This is a genomic window from Lentzea alba, assembly GCF_047445655.1.
Lineage (GTDB): Bacteria > Actinomycetota > Actinomycetes > Mycobacteriales > Pseudonocardiaceae > Lentzea > Lentzea alba_A.
Map to the genome: position 1 here is coordinate 94,849 of NZ_JAJAEG010000032.1, position 12,995 is coordinate 107,843.

13 protein-coding genes are annotated in these 12,995 nt (G+C 68.4%); 5 read left to right on the forward strand and 8 right to left on the reverse strand.

Going from position 1 to position 12,995, the window contains the following annotated elements; translation table 11 throughout:
* Positions 1-276 precede the first annotated feature (276 nt).
* The 3 genes from LFM09_RS39620 to LFM09_RS39630 are packed head-to-tail and all read right to left on the reverse strand — an operon-like array spanning position 277 to position 3,736.
* A complete protein-coding gene (locus LFM09_RS39620; RefSeq protein ID WP_414101797.1) occupies positions 277-1,194 on the reverse strand; it encodes an NUDIX hydrolase in 918 nt (305 codons plus the stop codon).
* Complete coding sequence (locus tag LFM09_RS39625) at positions 1,194-3,485, reverse strand: RNA degradosome polyphosphate kinase (protein ID WP_414101774.1); 2,292 nt, start codon at positions 3,483-3,485, stop codon at positions 1,194-1,196. The genes LFM09_RS39620 and LFM09_RS39625 overlap by 1 nt, the downstream gene beginning before the upstream one ends.
* Before the next feature lie 59 nt (positions 3,486-3,544).
* The gene (locus LFM09_RS39630; protein ID WP_414101775.1) at positions 3,545-3,736 is read right to left on the reverse strand and encodes a hypothetical protein; all 192 of its coding nucleotides are present in this window, start codon (positions 3,734-3,736) and stop codon (positions 3,545-3,547) included.
* Between the two features lie 63 nt (positions 3,737-3,799).
* Between LFM09_RS39630 and LFM09_RS39635 the strand changes: the two genes are divergently transcribed.
* Positions 3,800-5,341 carry a hypothetical protein gene (locus tag LFM09_RS39635; protein ID WP_414101776.1) on the forward strand — a complete coding sequence of 514 codons (1,542 nt, stop codon included), beginning with the start codon at positions 3,800-3,802 and terminating at the stop codon, positions 5,339-5,341.
* Here the strand turns inward: LFM09_RS39635 and LFM09_RS39640 are convergent.
* The 4 genes from LFM09_RS39640 to cofC all read right to left on the reverse strand — a co-directional run bounded on the left by LFM09_RS39640 (position 5,254) and on the right by cofC (position 8,897).
* A complete protein-coding gene (locus LFM09_RS39640) occupies positions 5,254-6,408 on the reverse strand; it encodes an acyltransferase family protein (RefSeq protein ID WP_414101777.1) in 1,155 nt (384 codons plus the stop codon). The genes LFM09_RS39635 and LFM09_RS39640 overlap by 88 nt on opposite strands.
* A gap of 91 nt (positions 6,409-6,499) precedes the next feature.
* A complete protein-coding gene (locus tag LFM09_RS39645; RefSeq protein ID WP_414101778.1) occupies positions 6,500-7,261 on the reverse strand; it encodes a hypothetical protein in 762 nt (253 codons plus the stop codon).
* Entirely contained in the window at positions 7,255-8,220 is a 966-nt protein-coding gene (locus LFM09_RS39650; protein WP_414101779.1) for a hypothetical protein, read from the reverse strand. Before LFM09_RS39650 ends, LFM09_RS39645 begins: the two co-directional genes overlap by 7 nt.
* A gap of 53 nt (positions 8,221-8,273) precedes the next feature.
* A complete protein-coding gene (cofC, locus tag LFM09_RS39655; RefSeq protein ID WP_414101780.1) occupies positions 8,274-8,897 on the reverse strand; it encodes a 2-phospho-L-lactate guanylyltransferase in 624 nt (207 codons plus the stop codon).
* A gap of 135 nt (positions 8,898-9,032) precedes the next feature.
* Between cofC and LFM09_RS39660 the strand changes: the two genes are divergently transcribed.
* The 4 genes from LFM09_RS39660 to LFM09_RS39675 all read left to right on the forward strand — a co-directional run bounded on the left by LFM09_RS39660 (position 9,033) and on the right by LFM09_RS39675 (position 12,334).
* A complete protein-coding gene (locus tag LFM09_RS39660; protein ID WP_414101798.1) occupies positions 9,033-9,680 on the forward strand; it encodes a lysophospholipid acyltransferase family protein in 648 nt (215 codons plus the stop codon).
* A gap of 2 nt (positions 9,681-9,682) precedes the next feature.
* Positions 9,683-10,693: an NAD(P)H-dependent glycerol-3-phosphate dehydrogenase gene (locus LFM09_RS39665; protein WP_414101781.1), complete on the forward strand. Its 1,011-nt coding sequence runs from the start codon at positions 9,683-9,685 to the stop codon at positions 10,691-10,693.
* Positions 10,690-11,757: a cystathionine gamma-lyase gene (locus tag LFM09_RS39670; RefSeq protein ID WP_414101782.1), complete on the forward strand. Its 1,068-nt coding sequence runs from the start codon at positions 10,690-10,692 to the stop codon at positions 11,755-11,757. The genes LFM09_RS39665 and LFM09_RS39670 overlap by 4 nt, the downstream gene beginning before the upstream one ends.
* 118 nt (positions 11,758-11,875) lie before the next feature.
* Positions 11,876-12,334, forward strand: coding sequence for a cysteine dioxygenase (locus tag LFM09_RS39675; RefSeq protein ID WP_414101783.1), 459 nt, complete (start codon positions 11,876-11,878; stop codon positions 12,332-12,334).
* Here LFM09_RS39675 and LFM09_RS39680 read toward each other — a convergent pair.
* Positions 12,315-12,959 carry a pyridoxamine 5'-phosphate oxidase family protein gene (locus tag LFM09_RS39680; protein ID WP_414101784.1) on the reverse strand — a complete coding sequence of 215 codons (645 nt, stop codon included), beginning with the start codon at positions 12,957-12,959 and terminating at the stop codon, positions 12,315-12,317. The genes LFM09_RS39675 and LFM09_RS39680 overlap by 20 nt on opposite strands.
* Positions 12,960-12,995: the final 36 nt, after the last annotated feature.

A 12,995-nucleotide genomic window follows, 5' to 3' on the forward strand; every position in this document is an offset into this window, starting at 1 on the left:
CAATAGAAATAACGCTCGGCGGCCTCCGAACGGGTCCCGCACAAGCGAAACCGCCGCCCTTCCGGCCCGATTCGTTGCCTGAGGCNCCTGCCCGCCAATAGAAATAACGCCCCAGGCGTGCGACCGCCCAGATCTGCCAATAGAAATAACGCTCGGCGGCCTCCGAACGGGTCCCGCACAAGCGAAACCGCCGCCCTTCCGGCCCGATTCGTTGCCTGAGGCGAACTTTCGGTGGACCAGGAGGACGGCGGCGGTGAAAACGTAACGCAGAACCCGTCAGGGACGGGGCAGTGCCGAGGCCAGGTAGTGCGCTGACACCAGCGTTGGCCAGCGCGAAGGCGAGTCCGAAGTGGACCAGGTGCCGAACGGCCGGGTGAAGGCCAGCACCCACACGCTGCCCTTCTTGCAGGGCACCTCGGACAGTCGCAGGCCGCCCATCTCGGCCAGCGACTGCACCACGGACGGGATCACCCCGCCCTGCGACGACACGACCGCACGGCCTTCATCGGAGGCGACTTCCAGCAGTCGCACGAGACCTGCCTCCGGGTCGGGCCAGTAGCCCTCCTCCGACAGCCGGGGCTCCTCGACCATCTCCACGGAGAGATCGGTGGCCACGCCCCGCACGGTGTCCGCGCAACGCACCCTGGGAGCCGTGTGGACGCGTGTGGGTGTCCACAGGGGCAGAAGCGCGCGGAGCGCCTCGGCCTGCCGCCAGCCGGCGTCTGAGAGGGGACGCAGATCGTCGTCATCGTCCCACTCGGACCGCTTTCCCGCCTTCGCGTGCCGCACCAGCAACACCAGCAACAGGTCCGCGGGCAGCCGGGCGAATTCCGCGAGCACGTCCCGGTCCGGTTCGTAGGTCAGCAACTCCGAGGCTTCGGCGATCGGCAACCAGCGAAGCTCGTCGACCTCCTCCGAAACGGCGAAATCACCCGACACGGCCTCGGCGGCGTAGTAATCGACAGTCTTCGGCACGCCCCGGACGTCATAAGAAACCTGTCGCAGATGCCGCCCGAGGACGCACGAGTATCCGGTCTCCTCGAAGACCTCGCGCACCGCACAGGCGGGAATCGTCTCGCCGCGATCCAGTTTTCCCTTCGGCAGGGACCAGTCGTCATAACGCAGGCGGTGCACCACCGCGATTTCGACGTCGCCGTCGGCCTCGCGCCAGAGCACCGCCCCAGCAGCTTTGATCACCCAAGAGCTCCGTGCTTGTGCAACAGTTCCATTTGGTGGTCGCGGACCGACGGGCCGTCGGACGGCGATGCTTCCCATTCTCCGTCTGCACGCAGCACCCAGCAGCGCGTCTGCGGGTCGAGCGCGGACGTGAAGACGTCCTCCAGCTGCCTGGCCAGGCGCGGGCTCATGACGCGCACGGCCACCTCGACGCGGCGGTCCAGGTTGCGGTGCATCATGTCCGCGCTGCCGATCCAGAACTCGTCGGAGGCGATGAACCGGAAGATTCGCGAGTGCTCCAGGAACCGGCCCAGGATCGAGCGCACCCGGATGTTCTCCGACAGTCCCTTGATGCCCGGCTTCAGGCTGCAGATGCCGCGCACGACCACGTCGACGGGCACGCCGGCCTGGGAAGCGCGGTACAGCGCGTCGATGACCTGCTCGTCCACGAGCGAGTTCACCTTGATCTGCACGCCGGACTTCTCACCCGCCTGCGCGCGCTCGATCTCCAGGTCGATGCGCTCCACGATGCCCTTGCGGACGCCGTACGGGGCGACCAGCAACGAGCGGTACTCGTCCTGGCGCGCATAGCCCGTGAGGACGTTGAAGAGGTCCGTGAGGTCCGCGCCGATCGTCGGCTCGGCGGTCAGGATGCCGACGTCCTCGTACAACCGCGCCGTCTTCGGGTTGTAGTTGCCGGTGCCGATGTGGCAGTAGCGCCGGATCGTCGAACCCTCCTGGCGCACGACCAGCGACGTCTTGCAGTGCGTCTTCAGACCCACCAGGCCGTAGACGACGTGCACGCCGGCCTTTTCCAGCGCTCGCGCCCACTTGATGTTCGCCTGCTCGTCGAAGCGCGCCTTGAGCTCCACCAGCGCCACGACCTGCTTGCCCGCCTCGGCCGCGTCGATCAGCGCGTCGACGATCGGCGAGTCACCGGACGTGCGGTACAGCGTCTGCTTGATGGCCAGCACGTGCGGGTCTGCGGCGGCCTGCTCGATGAACCGCTGCACCGACGTGGAGAACGAGTCGTACGGGTGGTGCACGAGGACATCGCCCTCGCGCAACGTCGCGAAAACGCTCTTCGGCGTCTCCCGCTCACCGAACGCCGGGTGCGTCGCCGGCACGAACGCCGGGTCTTTCAACGTCTTGCGGTCGATGCTGTAGAGCTGCCACAGGCACGACAGATCGAGCAGGCCGGGCACCGTCACGACGTCGTGCGGGTCGACGTCCATCTCCCGCAACAACAGTTCGAGCATGTGCTCGGTCATGTCGTCGGCGACCTCCAGGCGCACCGGCGGACCGAACCGGCGCCGCGCGAGCTCGCGTTCCAGCGCCTGCAACAGGTCCTCGTCGCGGTCCTCCTCGACCTCCAGGTCCGCGTTGCGCGTCACGCGGAAGGCGTGACACTCGATGACCTCCATACCGGTGAACAGCTCGCCCAGGTGCGCGGCGATGAGCTCCTCCAGCGGCAGGAAGGTCGCCGAAGAAGACGACCGGTCCGCTTCGACGCGAACCAGGCGCGGCACGTTGTCCGGCACCTTCACGCGGGCGAAGCGCTCACCGCCGCCCTCGGGGTCGCGCACGGTCACCGCGAGGTTCAGCGACAGCCCGGAGATGTAGGGGAACGGGTGCGCCGGGTCGACCGCGAGCGGCGTCAGGACCGGGAACACCTGCTCGCTGAAGTAGTTGGAGAGCCTCAAACGGTCGTAGTCCGTGAGGTCGCCCCACGCCACGATGCTGATCCGGTGCTCTTCCAGGCCTGGCCGGATGTGGTCGAGGAACGCGCGGGCGTGCTGCTCCACGAGTTCCTGCGAGCGCTTGGAGATCGCCACGAGCTGCTCGAGCGGCGTGAGCCCGTCCGCACTGCGCACCGTGAGACCGGTCTCCGCCCGCCGCTTCAGGCCCGCGACCCGGACCATGTAGAACTCGTCCAGGTTCGAGGCGAAGATCGCGAGGAACTTCGCGCGCTCCAGCAGCGGCTGCGACGAGTCCTCTGCCAGTGCGAGCACGCGGGCGTTGAAGTCCAACCAGGACAGTTCACGGTTGAAGTACCGGTCGTCCGGGAGGTCGGTGGGCAGGGCGCTCGACGTCACCGCGGGTGGTGCCGAGGGGACACCCCGCACCGGCGTCGAGACCGGCTGAGTCGGCTGCGTCTTGGTCCGCGGAGGGTTGGCTGCCCGCCTGGTCGCCGCACGAGGCTGCCTGCGCGGGGTCGCCGCGGGTGGAGCCACAGCCTTGCCGCGCGTCGAGCGGCGTCGGGAGGGTGTCGCCTTGCCGTCGTTGTCGTCCGTGCTCACGCCCCGCATTGTTCCGCACTATCGGCGCGAGCGCCCCCAACCAGTACGTCCGGCTGGTGAACTCCTCGTCACAGAACAGGCATGCGCAGGGCGGTGATGGCCCCTTCGGGACTACGTTCGAGGGTCACCCGCTGCCCCGGACGCAGCATTCGCCAGCCACCCGCGGTGACCGCGGCCACGCTCACATCGACCAGAACGCCGTCATCGCGCAGCACTACCGCGGAACCGTCGCTGTTAAACGTCGACACAGTCGCCTGCACAGAGCAGAAGCCTAGACGTTCGGAGCTACTCGTCTCATTCGAGCCGCTGCCAGGGTCGAACGCATGAAGGTTATAGCCACTTTGACAGCGGCAGCCCTGTTGGCCTTCACCACGGCAGGACTGGCTTCGGCGGCGGCGGCCGAACCCAAGACTCCCAAGGTGGACAAACCACGCCTGACGGCAGCGGCCAAGAACGTGCGCCTGAAGGCCTCGCTCCCCGGCACCAACGGCGCGATCTCGATCGCGTTCGCCCAGTACGGACCGCGTGACGTGGCGTTCGTCAGCGCGACGGACGGACTCAAGACTTTCGACGTCACCGATCTGGACCAGCCGAAGCTCCTCGACCACCTCACCAAGCAGGAGATGGCGCTGCCCGGTGACGACACGACCCAGATCTTCTGGGAGAACGAGGACATCAACGTCGACCCGAAGCGCAAGCTCGCGTTCCTCGCGCGGGAGACCAACTCGTTCGGCCGCAAGCTCCCCGGCGACCGCCCGACCGGCAACTACATCGTGTCCGCTGTGGACCCGGCGGACCTGAAGGTCCTCAGCTTCCACCGGCAGAACACCGGTCACACCTCCACCTGCATCAACGACTGCCAGTTCCTGTGGACGGCCGGTCTGGACCGGTCGGACGCCAAGACCGGGCGGATCTTCGTCACGGACATCCGCGATCCGAAGACCCCGCAGGAACTCCCGGTCTCGATCGACGTCCGCGGCAAGGCGGGCGAAGGCAAGATCACCCACGACGTCCAGGTCGACGCGCAGGGCATCGCGTGGGTGGCCGGCGACAACGGCACCCGCGGCTACTACACGCGCGGCTGGCACCGCGACCCGTTGAGCGGCAAGTACCGCGAAGCGAAGGCGTGGGACCCGGTCGCGTACGCGGGCGGCAACGTCCCGAAGATCGACATGCCGACCTCGTTCACGCACAACTCGATGCGGCCGGTCGGCAGCACGATCGACGACGGCCCGCGCCCCACGCGCGACAACCCGGCGGGCAGCCTGCTCCTGCACACCGAGGAGGCGTTCGGTTCCTCCACGTGCAAGGACCAGGGCCGGTTCGTCATCTCGTCGCTGAAGGGCACGCACAACGGCGAGGGCTGGGCGGAGACGCCCGCGGAGATGAAGACCGTGGGCGTGTGGAGCCCGGACGACCAGGAGGGCACGATCCCCGGTGACGTCACGTGTTCCGCGCACTACTTCGACGTGAAGAAGCGGATCGTGGCCTACTCCTGGTACGACCAGGGCACCCGGTTCCTCGACATCTCCAACCCGGCCAAGCCGATCCAGATCGGCTACTGGCGCCCGGACGCGGCCACGTCGTGGGCACCGTACTGGCACCGCAACGCCGTCTTCATCGCCGACATCTCGCGCGGCGTGGAGATCGTGGCGCTGGAACAGGGTGCCTACGAGGCGCAGGCGAGCGGCACGAACGTGACCCTGACCACGCAGTACGCCAAGGAACTGGCCAGGGAGAGCGGACGCGACCGCGTGCCGCTCGCCCCGAACCCGTTCTACGGCTGGGCCTGCCCGATGATCGCGAGCCGGGACGACGCCGGTTCGGCAGACTGCGGCGTGGGGGCCTGCGGCGCACCCTGCTGAGCCCGAACGCGCTGGCGGGCGATCACACGACGACCGAGGTCGATCATCGGGATCTCCACGGTCTTGTGGAGAACGCCCGCCAGCGCCAACCCCATCGCGGTGACCACCGCGGACTGTCCGACACCGGAGAGTGCCGGCCAGAAGAAGGCTGCGACCGTCGCGGCGATCGTCTGCACCAGGTAGAGCGAGTACGAGCGTTCACCGACGTACTGCATCGGCTTCGTGGACAGAAAACCCGTCACCGGCCCCGGCCCGACCAGCGCAGCGAGCAGCACGGCCGTGGCGACCGCGTACATCGGGATCACCATCACGTGACCGGTGATGCCGTTGAACCCGTCGAGGTGGTGCGAGATCGGCTTCAGGCTCAGCTGCACGCCGACGAATCCAATCGACACGATCACCTGCGCGACCGGTTTCGTGAGCGGACGCACCAGGTCGAACCCGCGCCTGCTGTGCAGCGCGATCGCGAGCAGCACACCGGTCAGGATCGGGAAGTAGTGCAGCGGCCAGCCGGGGTTGTTGTGCGACGTCGTGAAGTTGACGACCACGAGTCCGAGCACCATGCCGAGGACGGCAGCACCGGCACGGCGCTTGAGCACGACTGTCCCCAGCGCGACCGCGACCAGCGGCCAGACCAGGTAGAACTTCTGCTCGATGCCCAACGACCACGACTGGTCGTACGGGCTGCGGTCGGCGAACTCGTTGGTGAAGGTCAGGAAGTACTTCAACGCGGGCCCGATGCCGTTGCTGACGAACGTGCCCGCCACCACCGAGGCCACGACCGTCACGAACAGGACCACGAGGTACACCGGCAGAATCCGGAAGCCCCGGCGCAGGTAGAACTCCTTGAGCGAGATCCGGCCGGTGCGGTGCTCCTCGCGCAGCATCAGCGTGGTGATCAGGAATCCGCTGAGGACGAAGAACATCTGCACACCGGCCCAGCCCTGCAGCCAGTCGGGTCCGCCGTAGTGGAAGACCACCACCATGACCGCGGCGATCGCGCGCAGGCCGTCGAGAGCGGGAAAGCGGCGCAACGCCAGGTAGTCGGCGTGCGTCAACGAAGACATGCGGTACACCTCGGGGCACGTGTCGGGGGCAAAAGTGCACGGGTTTCCCGTCACGTCGCCGGCGCCAACCTTTCGTGGCGCTTGTCACGGCCTAGCAGGCAGGCAGAGGTGAAAGTTCGGACAGGGGAACGGCGGCGGTGTCCTTCCCCTTGAACAGCACGAGCGCACCGCCCATCACCCGGAGCACGTAGCCGTAGCTGGTGTGCACGCTCGCGCCCGAGCGCATGTCCGTGACGTACGAGGAGTCCATGCCCCACCACGAGACGAAGTCGCCGTGCACGCTCGGCCCCCCGATGCGGCCCACGTTCGGCGACTGCTGGATCTCCGCGACCAGGCGTGGTTGCGGCCAGTCCGTTCGTTGCCCGTACAGGCGGTGGTCCTCCGCCCACACGGACGTCGTGCCGTCGGACGACCGGTAGTGGTCCGGGTCCTGACGCTCCCGGTTGATCCGGACGGGTTCGCCGCCCGTGTCGGCGTCCCACGTGTAGAACCTGACACCTGCACCGGACCTGCTGGTCATCGAGAACACCACTGTGCGGCCGTCGAACTCGATGACGTGCGGAGTGTCGTGCTGCGACGCGGCGATCTGCTGTCGTCGCCCGTCCGCGGCGTGCAGGACGAGTCCGGTCTCCGGCCAGGTCCGCAAGACGGTCGCGCGCCCGTCAGGACTGGCGGCGACGACGTCCACGGACTTTTCGGCGCCGGCTTTCACCTCGTTCGCCGCGAGCGCGTCCCGCCAGTCCTGCGGGAGGTTCACGCTGCACGACACGAGCTTGTTGGTGTACCGGTCTTCCACCTCCGGCGCGCACCCCGTGAGCAGCACGGCCAGCACGACCAGCGCCCGCGTCAACATGCAGGCAGTGGTGAGAGCTCGGACAGGGGAGCTGAGGCGGCAACCCGCCAGCCCCGCTGCGTGAGCGCACCGCCGTGCACCTCCAGCCAGTAAGCGCCTTCGGTCGTGTGCGCGGTCGCGCCACTGCGGATGTCCGTGACGTACGACGACTCCGACTGCCACGACACGAAGTCACCACTGACCCGCGGGAACACGATGCCCTCCGTCTTCGGCTCGCGCTTGATCTCCGCGAGCTCACGTGACTCGGGCCAGCCCTCACGCCAGCCGTGCAGCGCGTCACCCTCCGTCCACACCACCGTGCGGCCGTCCGACGCCACGGCCTCGGGTTCGGCGTTCTTCAACGGGTCCGGCACGGCGTCGCCGCGGAACCTCCCGTCCTGCAACCACATGACCGCGTCGCCGAGGAACACCGGATCCGCGCCCTGACCGACGACCCTGTCCTTCTTCCGCGCGAGGTCGTGGACGTGGACGCCGGCGCTGTCGGAGAACGCCGCTTTGCCGTTGTGCACCACGGCTCCTTCCGAACCGATCCGCACGGGGGCGCCGTCGTTGCGCGAGTCCCACGCGTAGGTGGTCGCGGCGGCGTCGGGCCCGGGAGCCGTGGAGAACGTCGCCCACCGCCCGTCGAACTCGACGCCGAAGAGCAGCCCGTCGTCCTGCACCGCCATCACCTGCTGGCGTTTTGTGCTGTCGTGCAACACGAGTTCGGTGGTCCGGTTGCGGGTGGTCTTCACCAGGGTCGTGCCGGCGTCGGAGTTCGCTCCGACCACGGTGACCTGTTCGTGCGCGCCAGCCTCGATCTTGTTGCGGGACAGCTCGTCCTTCCAGTCCCCGGGTAAGTCCACGCGGCACGAGGAGAGCTTGCTCGGCGCGGTGTAGTCGGAGGGCCGGTCGATCGGTACGGCGGCGACACAGCCCACGATGGCCGTGATCGCCGCCAGCGCGATGAGCGCTCGCATCAGTCTCCCAAGTCGTGATCACCCCAGTGACCCGGAAGACGCGTGAGAACTGCTCAGGTTGTCCAGGCGGGCAAGGCGTTCGAGGTGTGCGCGCCGAGGCCCAGCATGACGGCGAGTCGCAGATCTTCTTCCGTGTCCACGTCACAGCGCAGCGACGGCCACGGCCCGAACAGCGCCACCGCCCCGGAGATCCGGTGGTGCCCGGCGGATCCGACACCGAACCGCGGATCGAGCTCACCGCCGGGTGCCGAGAGCAACAGCGTCGTGCCGGTGCCCTGCCGATCCGGGACGAACGCGCGGCGGCCGGCCGATGCTTCGAGAGCCGCCTGCAGTTCGGACGATCGCAGCGCCGGCAGGTCGGCCTGGAGCGCGCCGATCCGTGCCGAACGGAGCGTGCGGGCGCCGTGGAGCAACGCCTCGTTGAGTCCGGGCTGCGCGGGCTCCGGCAGTGACTCGACGCCCAATCCGGACATCTCGGCCGCGACCGCCGGGTCCGATGTGATCGTGACCACGCGGCGGACACCCGGAGTCGCCAGTGCGGCGCTCACCGTGTCCATGGCGAGCGCGAGCGCCAGCGCCGCGTGCGACACCGGATCTCCGCCGGTGGCGCTGGTCAGCCTGGTCTTTGCCCGGTCGAGCGTCTTGACCGGGACCACGAGGTCAACTTCATCCCGCACCTCGCCATAGTCCACGATTCGACGACTAGTGTGCTCATGGGCGCAGTAGGTGCAGGTCAGGAGTGAGGAGAGGTCCACGTGGCCAAGGAGAAGGGCGGCTTCTGGGTCGGCGTCGCCGCGGCGATCGTCTACCCCATGTCGTTCGTGCTGGGCAGGCACCGGATCGTGCACGGCGACCGCATCCCGCGCCAGGGGTCGGCGCTGCTCGTCATGAACCACATCTCGCACCTCGACCCGTGCTACGACGCGGTGTTCGTGCACAAGAACGACCGCGTGCCGCACTTCCTCGCCAAGCACAGCCTGTGGAACGTGCCGATCATGGGCGCGATCCTGAAGGGCGCGAAGCAGATCCCGGTCTACCGGGGAACGTCGGACGCGCAGCAGAGCCTGCGCGAGGCGCACAACGCGCTGGAGACCGGCCAGGTCGTGGTGATCTACCCGGAGGGCACCATCACCAAGGACCCCGACGGCTGGCCCGCGAACTCCCGCACCGGCGTTGCGCGGCTCGCGTTGCAGCACGACGGCCCGGTCATCCCGGTCGCCCGCTGGGGCACGCTCGACCTCTACAACCACTACCAGAAGAAGTTCCGGCCGTTCCCGCGCAAGACGATCACCCACTTCGTCGGTGAGCCGATCGACCTGTCCGCCTACCGCGGCAAGGAGGAGACGCTGCCGTTGCTGCGCGAGGTCACCGATCTGCTCATGAACCACGTCAAGGACCAGCTCGCCGAGGTTCGCCAGCAGCCGGCGCCCGAAGGCTTCTACGGACCGAGGAAGGCCTGAGCATGGCTATCGAAAAAGTCGCGGTGCTCGGCGCCGGTTCGTGGGGCACGACGTTCGCGAAGGTCGTCGCGGACTCCGGGCCCGAGGTCGTGCTGTGGGCGCGGCGGCAGGAGGTCGCCTCGGCGATCACCGAGACCCGCGTGAACGCCGACTACCTGCCCGGCATCTCCCTGCCGGCGAACCTGGCCGCCACCTCCGACCCGGCGAAGGCGCTGGACGGGGCGGACGCGGTGATCCTGGCCGTGCCGTCGCAGACCCTGCGGGCGAACCTGTCCGGCTGGAAGGAGCTGCTGCCGCCGGACGCGACGCTCGTGTCGTTGTCCAAGGGCGTCGAACTCGGCACGCTCAAGCGGATGAGCGAGGTGATCCGCGAGGTCGCCGCCGTCGACGAGTCGCAGGTGGCCGTCGTGTCCGGGCCGAACCTGGCCAAGGAGATCGCCGTCGGGCAGCCGACCGCGACCGTCATCGCGTGCACGGACCACGACCGCGCGGTCGACCTGCAGCACGCGTGCTCGAACTCGTACTTCCGCCCGTACACCAACACCGACGTCGTCGGCTGCGAGCTGGGCGGGGCGTGCAAGAACGTCATCGCGCTGGCGTGCGGCATGGCGGCCGGCATGGGCTTCGGCGACAACACGATGGCGTCGATCATCACGCGTGGTCTGGCCGAGACCGCACGACTGGGTGCGGCCCTGGGCGCGGACCCGCTGACGTTCGCGGGCCTGGCGGGTCTGGGCGACCTGGTGGCGACCTGCGCGTCGCCGTTGTCGCGCAACCGGTCCTTCGGCGAACGGCTCGGCAAGGGCGAGACCCTCGCGCAGGCGCAGGAAGCCGCGCACGGACAGGTCGCCGAGGGCGTGAAGTCGTGCTCGTCGATCCGCGAGCTGGCACGGGCGCACGGCGTCGACATGCCGATCACTGATGGCGTGCACATGGTTTGTCATGACGGGCTCAGCGTGCGCGATCTGGGGGCGGCGCTGCTTGGACGCGATCGGAAACACGAACGCCAGTGAACGAGTCTTACGGTGACGGCACCCGAGTGGTGCATTCGGTTTCGGGCAAGCCCGGCGAGCCGTTCGGTGCGCAGCCGGTGTTCGCCTCGGCCTTCCACCTCGGTGGCGACGACTTCTACGGCCGCGTCGGCAACCCGACCTGGCGTGCGCTGGAGCAGGCGCTGGGGTCGTTGGAGGGCGGGGAATGCGTCGTCTTCCCGTCCGGCATGGCCGCGATCATGACGTTGCTGCGGTCGGTTCTGTCCACTGGGGACACTCTGGCGGTACCGTCGGACGGCTACTTCCTGACCAGGCGCGTGGTGTCCGAAATGGACGTCAACGTGGTGGAGGTGCCCACGGCGGGGCCGTACCCGTCCTTCGAGGGCGTGCGCCTGGTGCTGCTGGAGACGCCGTCGAACCCCGGTCTCGACGTCTGCGACATCGCGGCGCTCGCCGAGGCGGCACACGCCGCGGGTGCGTTGCTGGCCGTGGACAACACGACCGCGACCCCGCTCGGGCAACGGCCGTTGGAGCTGGGCGCGGACATCGTGGTGGCGTCGGACTCCAAGGCCGTGTCGGGTCACAGCGACGTCCTTTTCGGACACGTGACGGTGGCGTCGGCCGATCTGGCCGCTCGGGTGCGTGAGCTGCGCACGTCGAACGGTGCGATTCCCGGGCCGTTCGAGACCTGGCTCGCGTTGCGCGGACTGGCGACCCTGGACCTGCGTCTGGCGCGGCAGGCGGAGAACGCGGCGGCGATCTACGAGCTGCTCAAGGGCCGTGTCGAGGGCCTGCGGTGGCCGGGTGCGCCGGAGGACCCGGCGTACCTCGTTGCGGCGCAGCAGATGCGGCGGTTCAACGGCGTGCTGACGTTCGAGCTCGAGGACGTCGTGGCGGTCGACAAGTTCCTGTCGCGCCTCAAGGTGGTTTCGGCGGCGACGTCGTTCGGCGGCCTGCACTCCACCGCGGACCGGCGGGCCCAGTTCGGTGACCCGGTGCCCGAGGGACTGGTCCGTTTCTCGGCGGGTTGCGAGGACACGCGGGACCTCGTCGCGGACGTGTCCCACGCTTTGGGACTGGATTGACGGAGGGTCCCGGTTCCGGGACCCTCTGCCTCATGTCCTTCAACACGTGTTGCTGTTGTACCTGGCGATAGTCCCGCGTCCTCTTTTCGCGCACTCGCCTGGTTAGGACTTTTCCCCGATGTTCGCCGTTCCTGAGAACAGCGTCGTTCTGCCTGAAAACTCCGCTCTGCTGCACCCCGTCCGGGTGGCTTTGTCGTGGGCTGCCGACCGTGACCGGTGGAAGCACCTGCTCCGGTACGACCCGGAGGAGCGCTTCTCCGCGCTGGTCGACAAGACGGCCGACCAGGAGATCTGGCTGATGAGCTGGCTCCCCGGTCAGGTCGCCTCGCTGCACGACCACGACCACACCTCCGGTGCGTTCACCGTGGTCAGCGGCCTGCTGACCGAGGTGGTGACGACCCGCATCCAGGTCGTGCACTCGCTTCACGCCGGTCAGTCACGCGTGTGGGGGCCTGGCTACGTGCACCAGGTGCGCAACGACGGTGTGGATCCGGCCGTGTCGATCCACGTCTACCGTCACGGCACACGCGCCATGACCCCGTACCACTACGACCCGGTCAACGGCCCCGTGCGCTGACGTGCGGCGGGATGGCTTTGTCCGTCTCGTGCGGCACCGGCTCGCCCCACGTCGTGATGAGCGGCATGTGCCCGGCCCACACGAGGTTCGCTTCGAGGTCGGACGGCTCCTCACCCGGCCCGCCCTCACGCACCTTCACGCTCGCCTCGGTGAGGTCGATCTCCAGCGCGGCCGTCTGCGCGAGCTCCTTCTTGGACGGTTCGCGCGCGTAGTCCCAGCTGCCGGGCGTGACGTGCTCGACGATCACGCGCAGGGCGTGCTCGGGATCGTCGGCGATCTTCGCGGTGCCGTGGATGATCGCCGAGCGGTAGTTCATCGAGTGGTGGAACACCGAGCGCGAGTAGACGACGCCGTCCACGAGCGTGACCGCGACGCAAACCTGCTTGCCTTCGAGCATGCTCCTGATGGACCGTGAGCCCGTCGACCCGTGCAGGAAGATGCGGTTGCCGTCCCGTCCGTACGCGGTGGGGATGAGGAACGGCGCTCCGTCGACCTCGACGGCGAGATGGCAGACCAGGCCGGCGTCGAGGATGTCGTAGAGCACCTGGCGGTCTTGGACGGCTCGCTTCTTGCCGCGGACCGGGGTGCTGCGCGGAGTGGGCGAGAGCTGCAGGTCAGAGGTCATGGTTCTACTCTGGGGCCGGAAGTGGCATCATTGAAG

What these genes read in the sequence shown, in the direction of transcription:
- LFM09_RS39625 (WP_414101774.1), bottom strand. Translation starts at nt 3,485, where the DNA reads ATGCGGGGCGTGAGCACGGACGACAACGACGGCAAGGCGACACCCTCC.
- LFM09_RS39635 (WP_414101776.1), top strand. Translation starts at nt 3,800, where the DNA reads ATGAAGGTTATAGCCACTTTGACAGCGGCAGCCCTGTTGGCCTTCACC.
- LFM09_RS39640 (WP_414101777.1), bottom strand. Translation starts at nt 6,408, where the DNA reads ATGTCTTCGTTGACGCACGCCGACTACCTGGCGTTGCGCCGCTTTCCC.
- LFM09_RS39645 (WP_414101778.1), bottom strand. Translation starts at nt 7,261, where the DNA reads ATGTTGACGCGGGCGCTGGTCGTGCTGGCCGTGCTGCTCACGGGGTGC.
- LFM09_RS39650 (WP_414101779.1), bottom strand. Translation starts at nt 8,220, where the DNA reads ATGCGAGCGCTCATCGCGCTGGCGGCGATCACGGCCATCGTGGGCTGT.
- LFM09_RS39660 (WP_414101798.1), top strand. Translation starts at nt 9,033, where the DNA reads ATGTCGTTCGTGCTGGGCAGGCACCGGATCGTGCACGGCGACCGCATC.
- LFM09_RS39665 (WP_414101781.1), top strand. Translation starts at nt 9,683, where the DNA reads ATGGCTATCGAAAAAGTCGCGGTGCTCGGCGCCGGTTCGTGGGGCACG.
- LFM09_RS39675 (WP_414101783.1), top strand. Translation starts at nt 11,876, where the DNA reads ATGTTCGCCGTTCCTGAGAACAGCGTCGTTCTGCCTGAAAACTCCGCT.
- LFM09_RS39680 (WP_414101784.1), bottom strand. Translation starts at nt 12,959, where the DNA reads ATGACCTCTGACCTGCAGCTCTCGCCCACTCCGCGCAGCACCCCGGTC.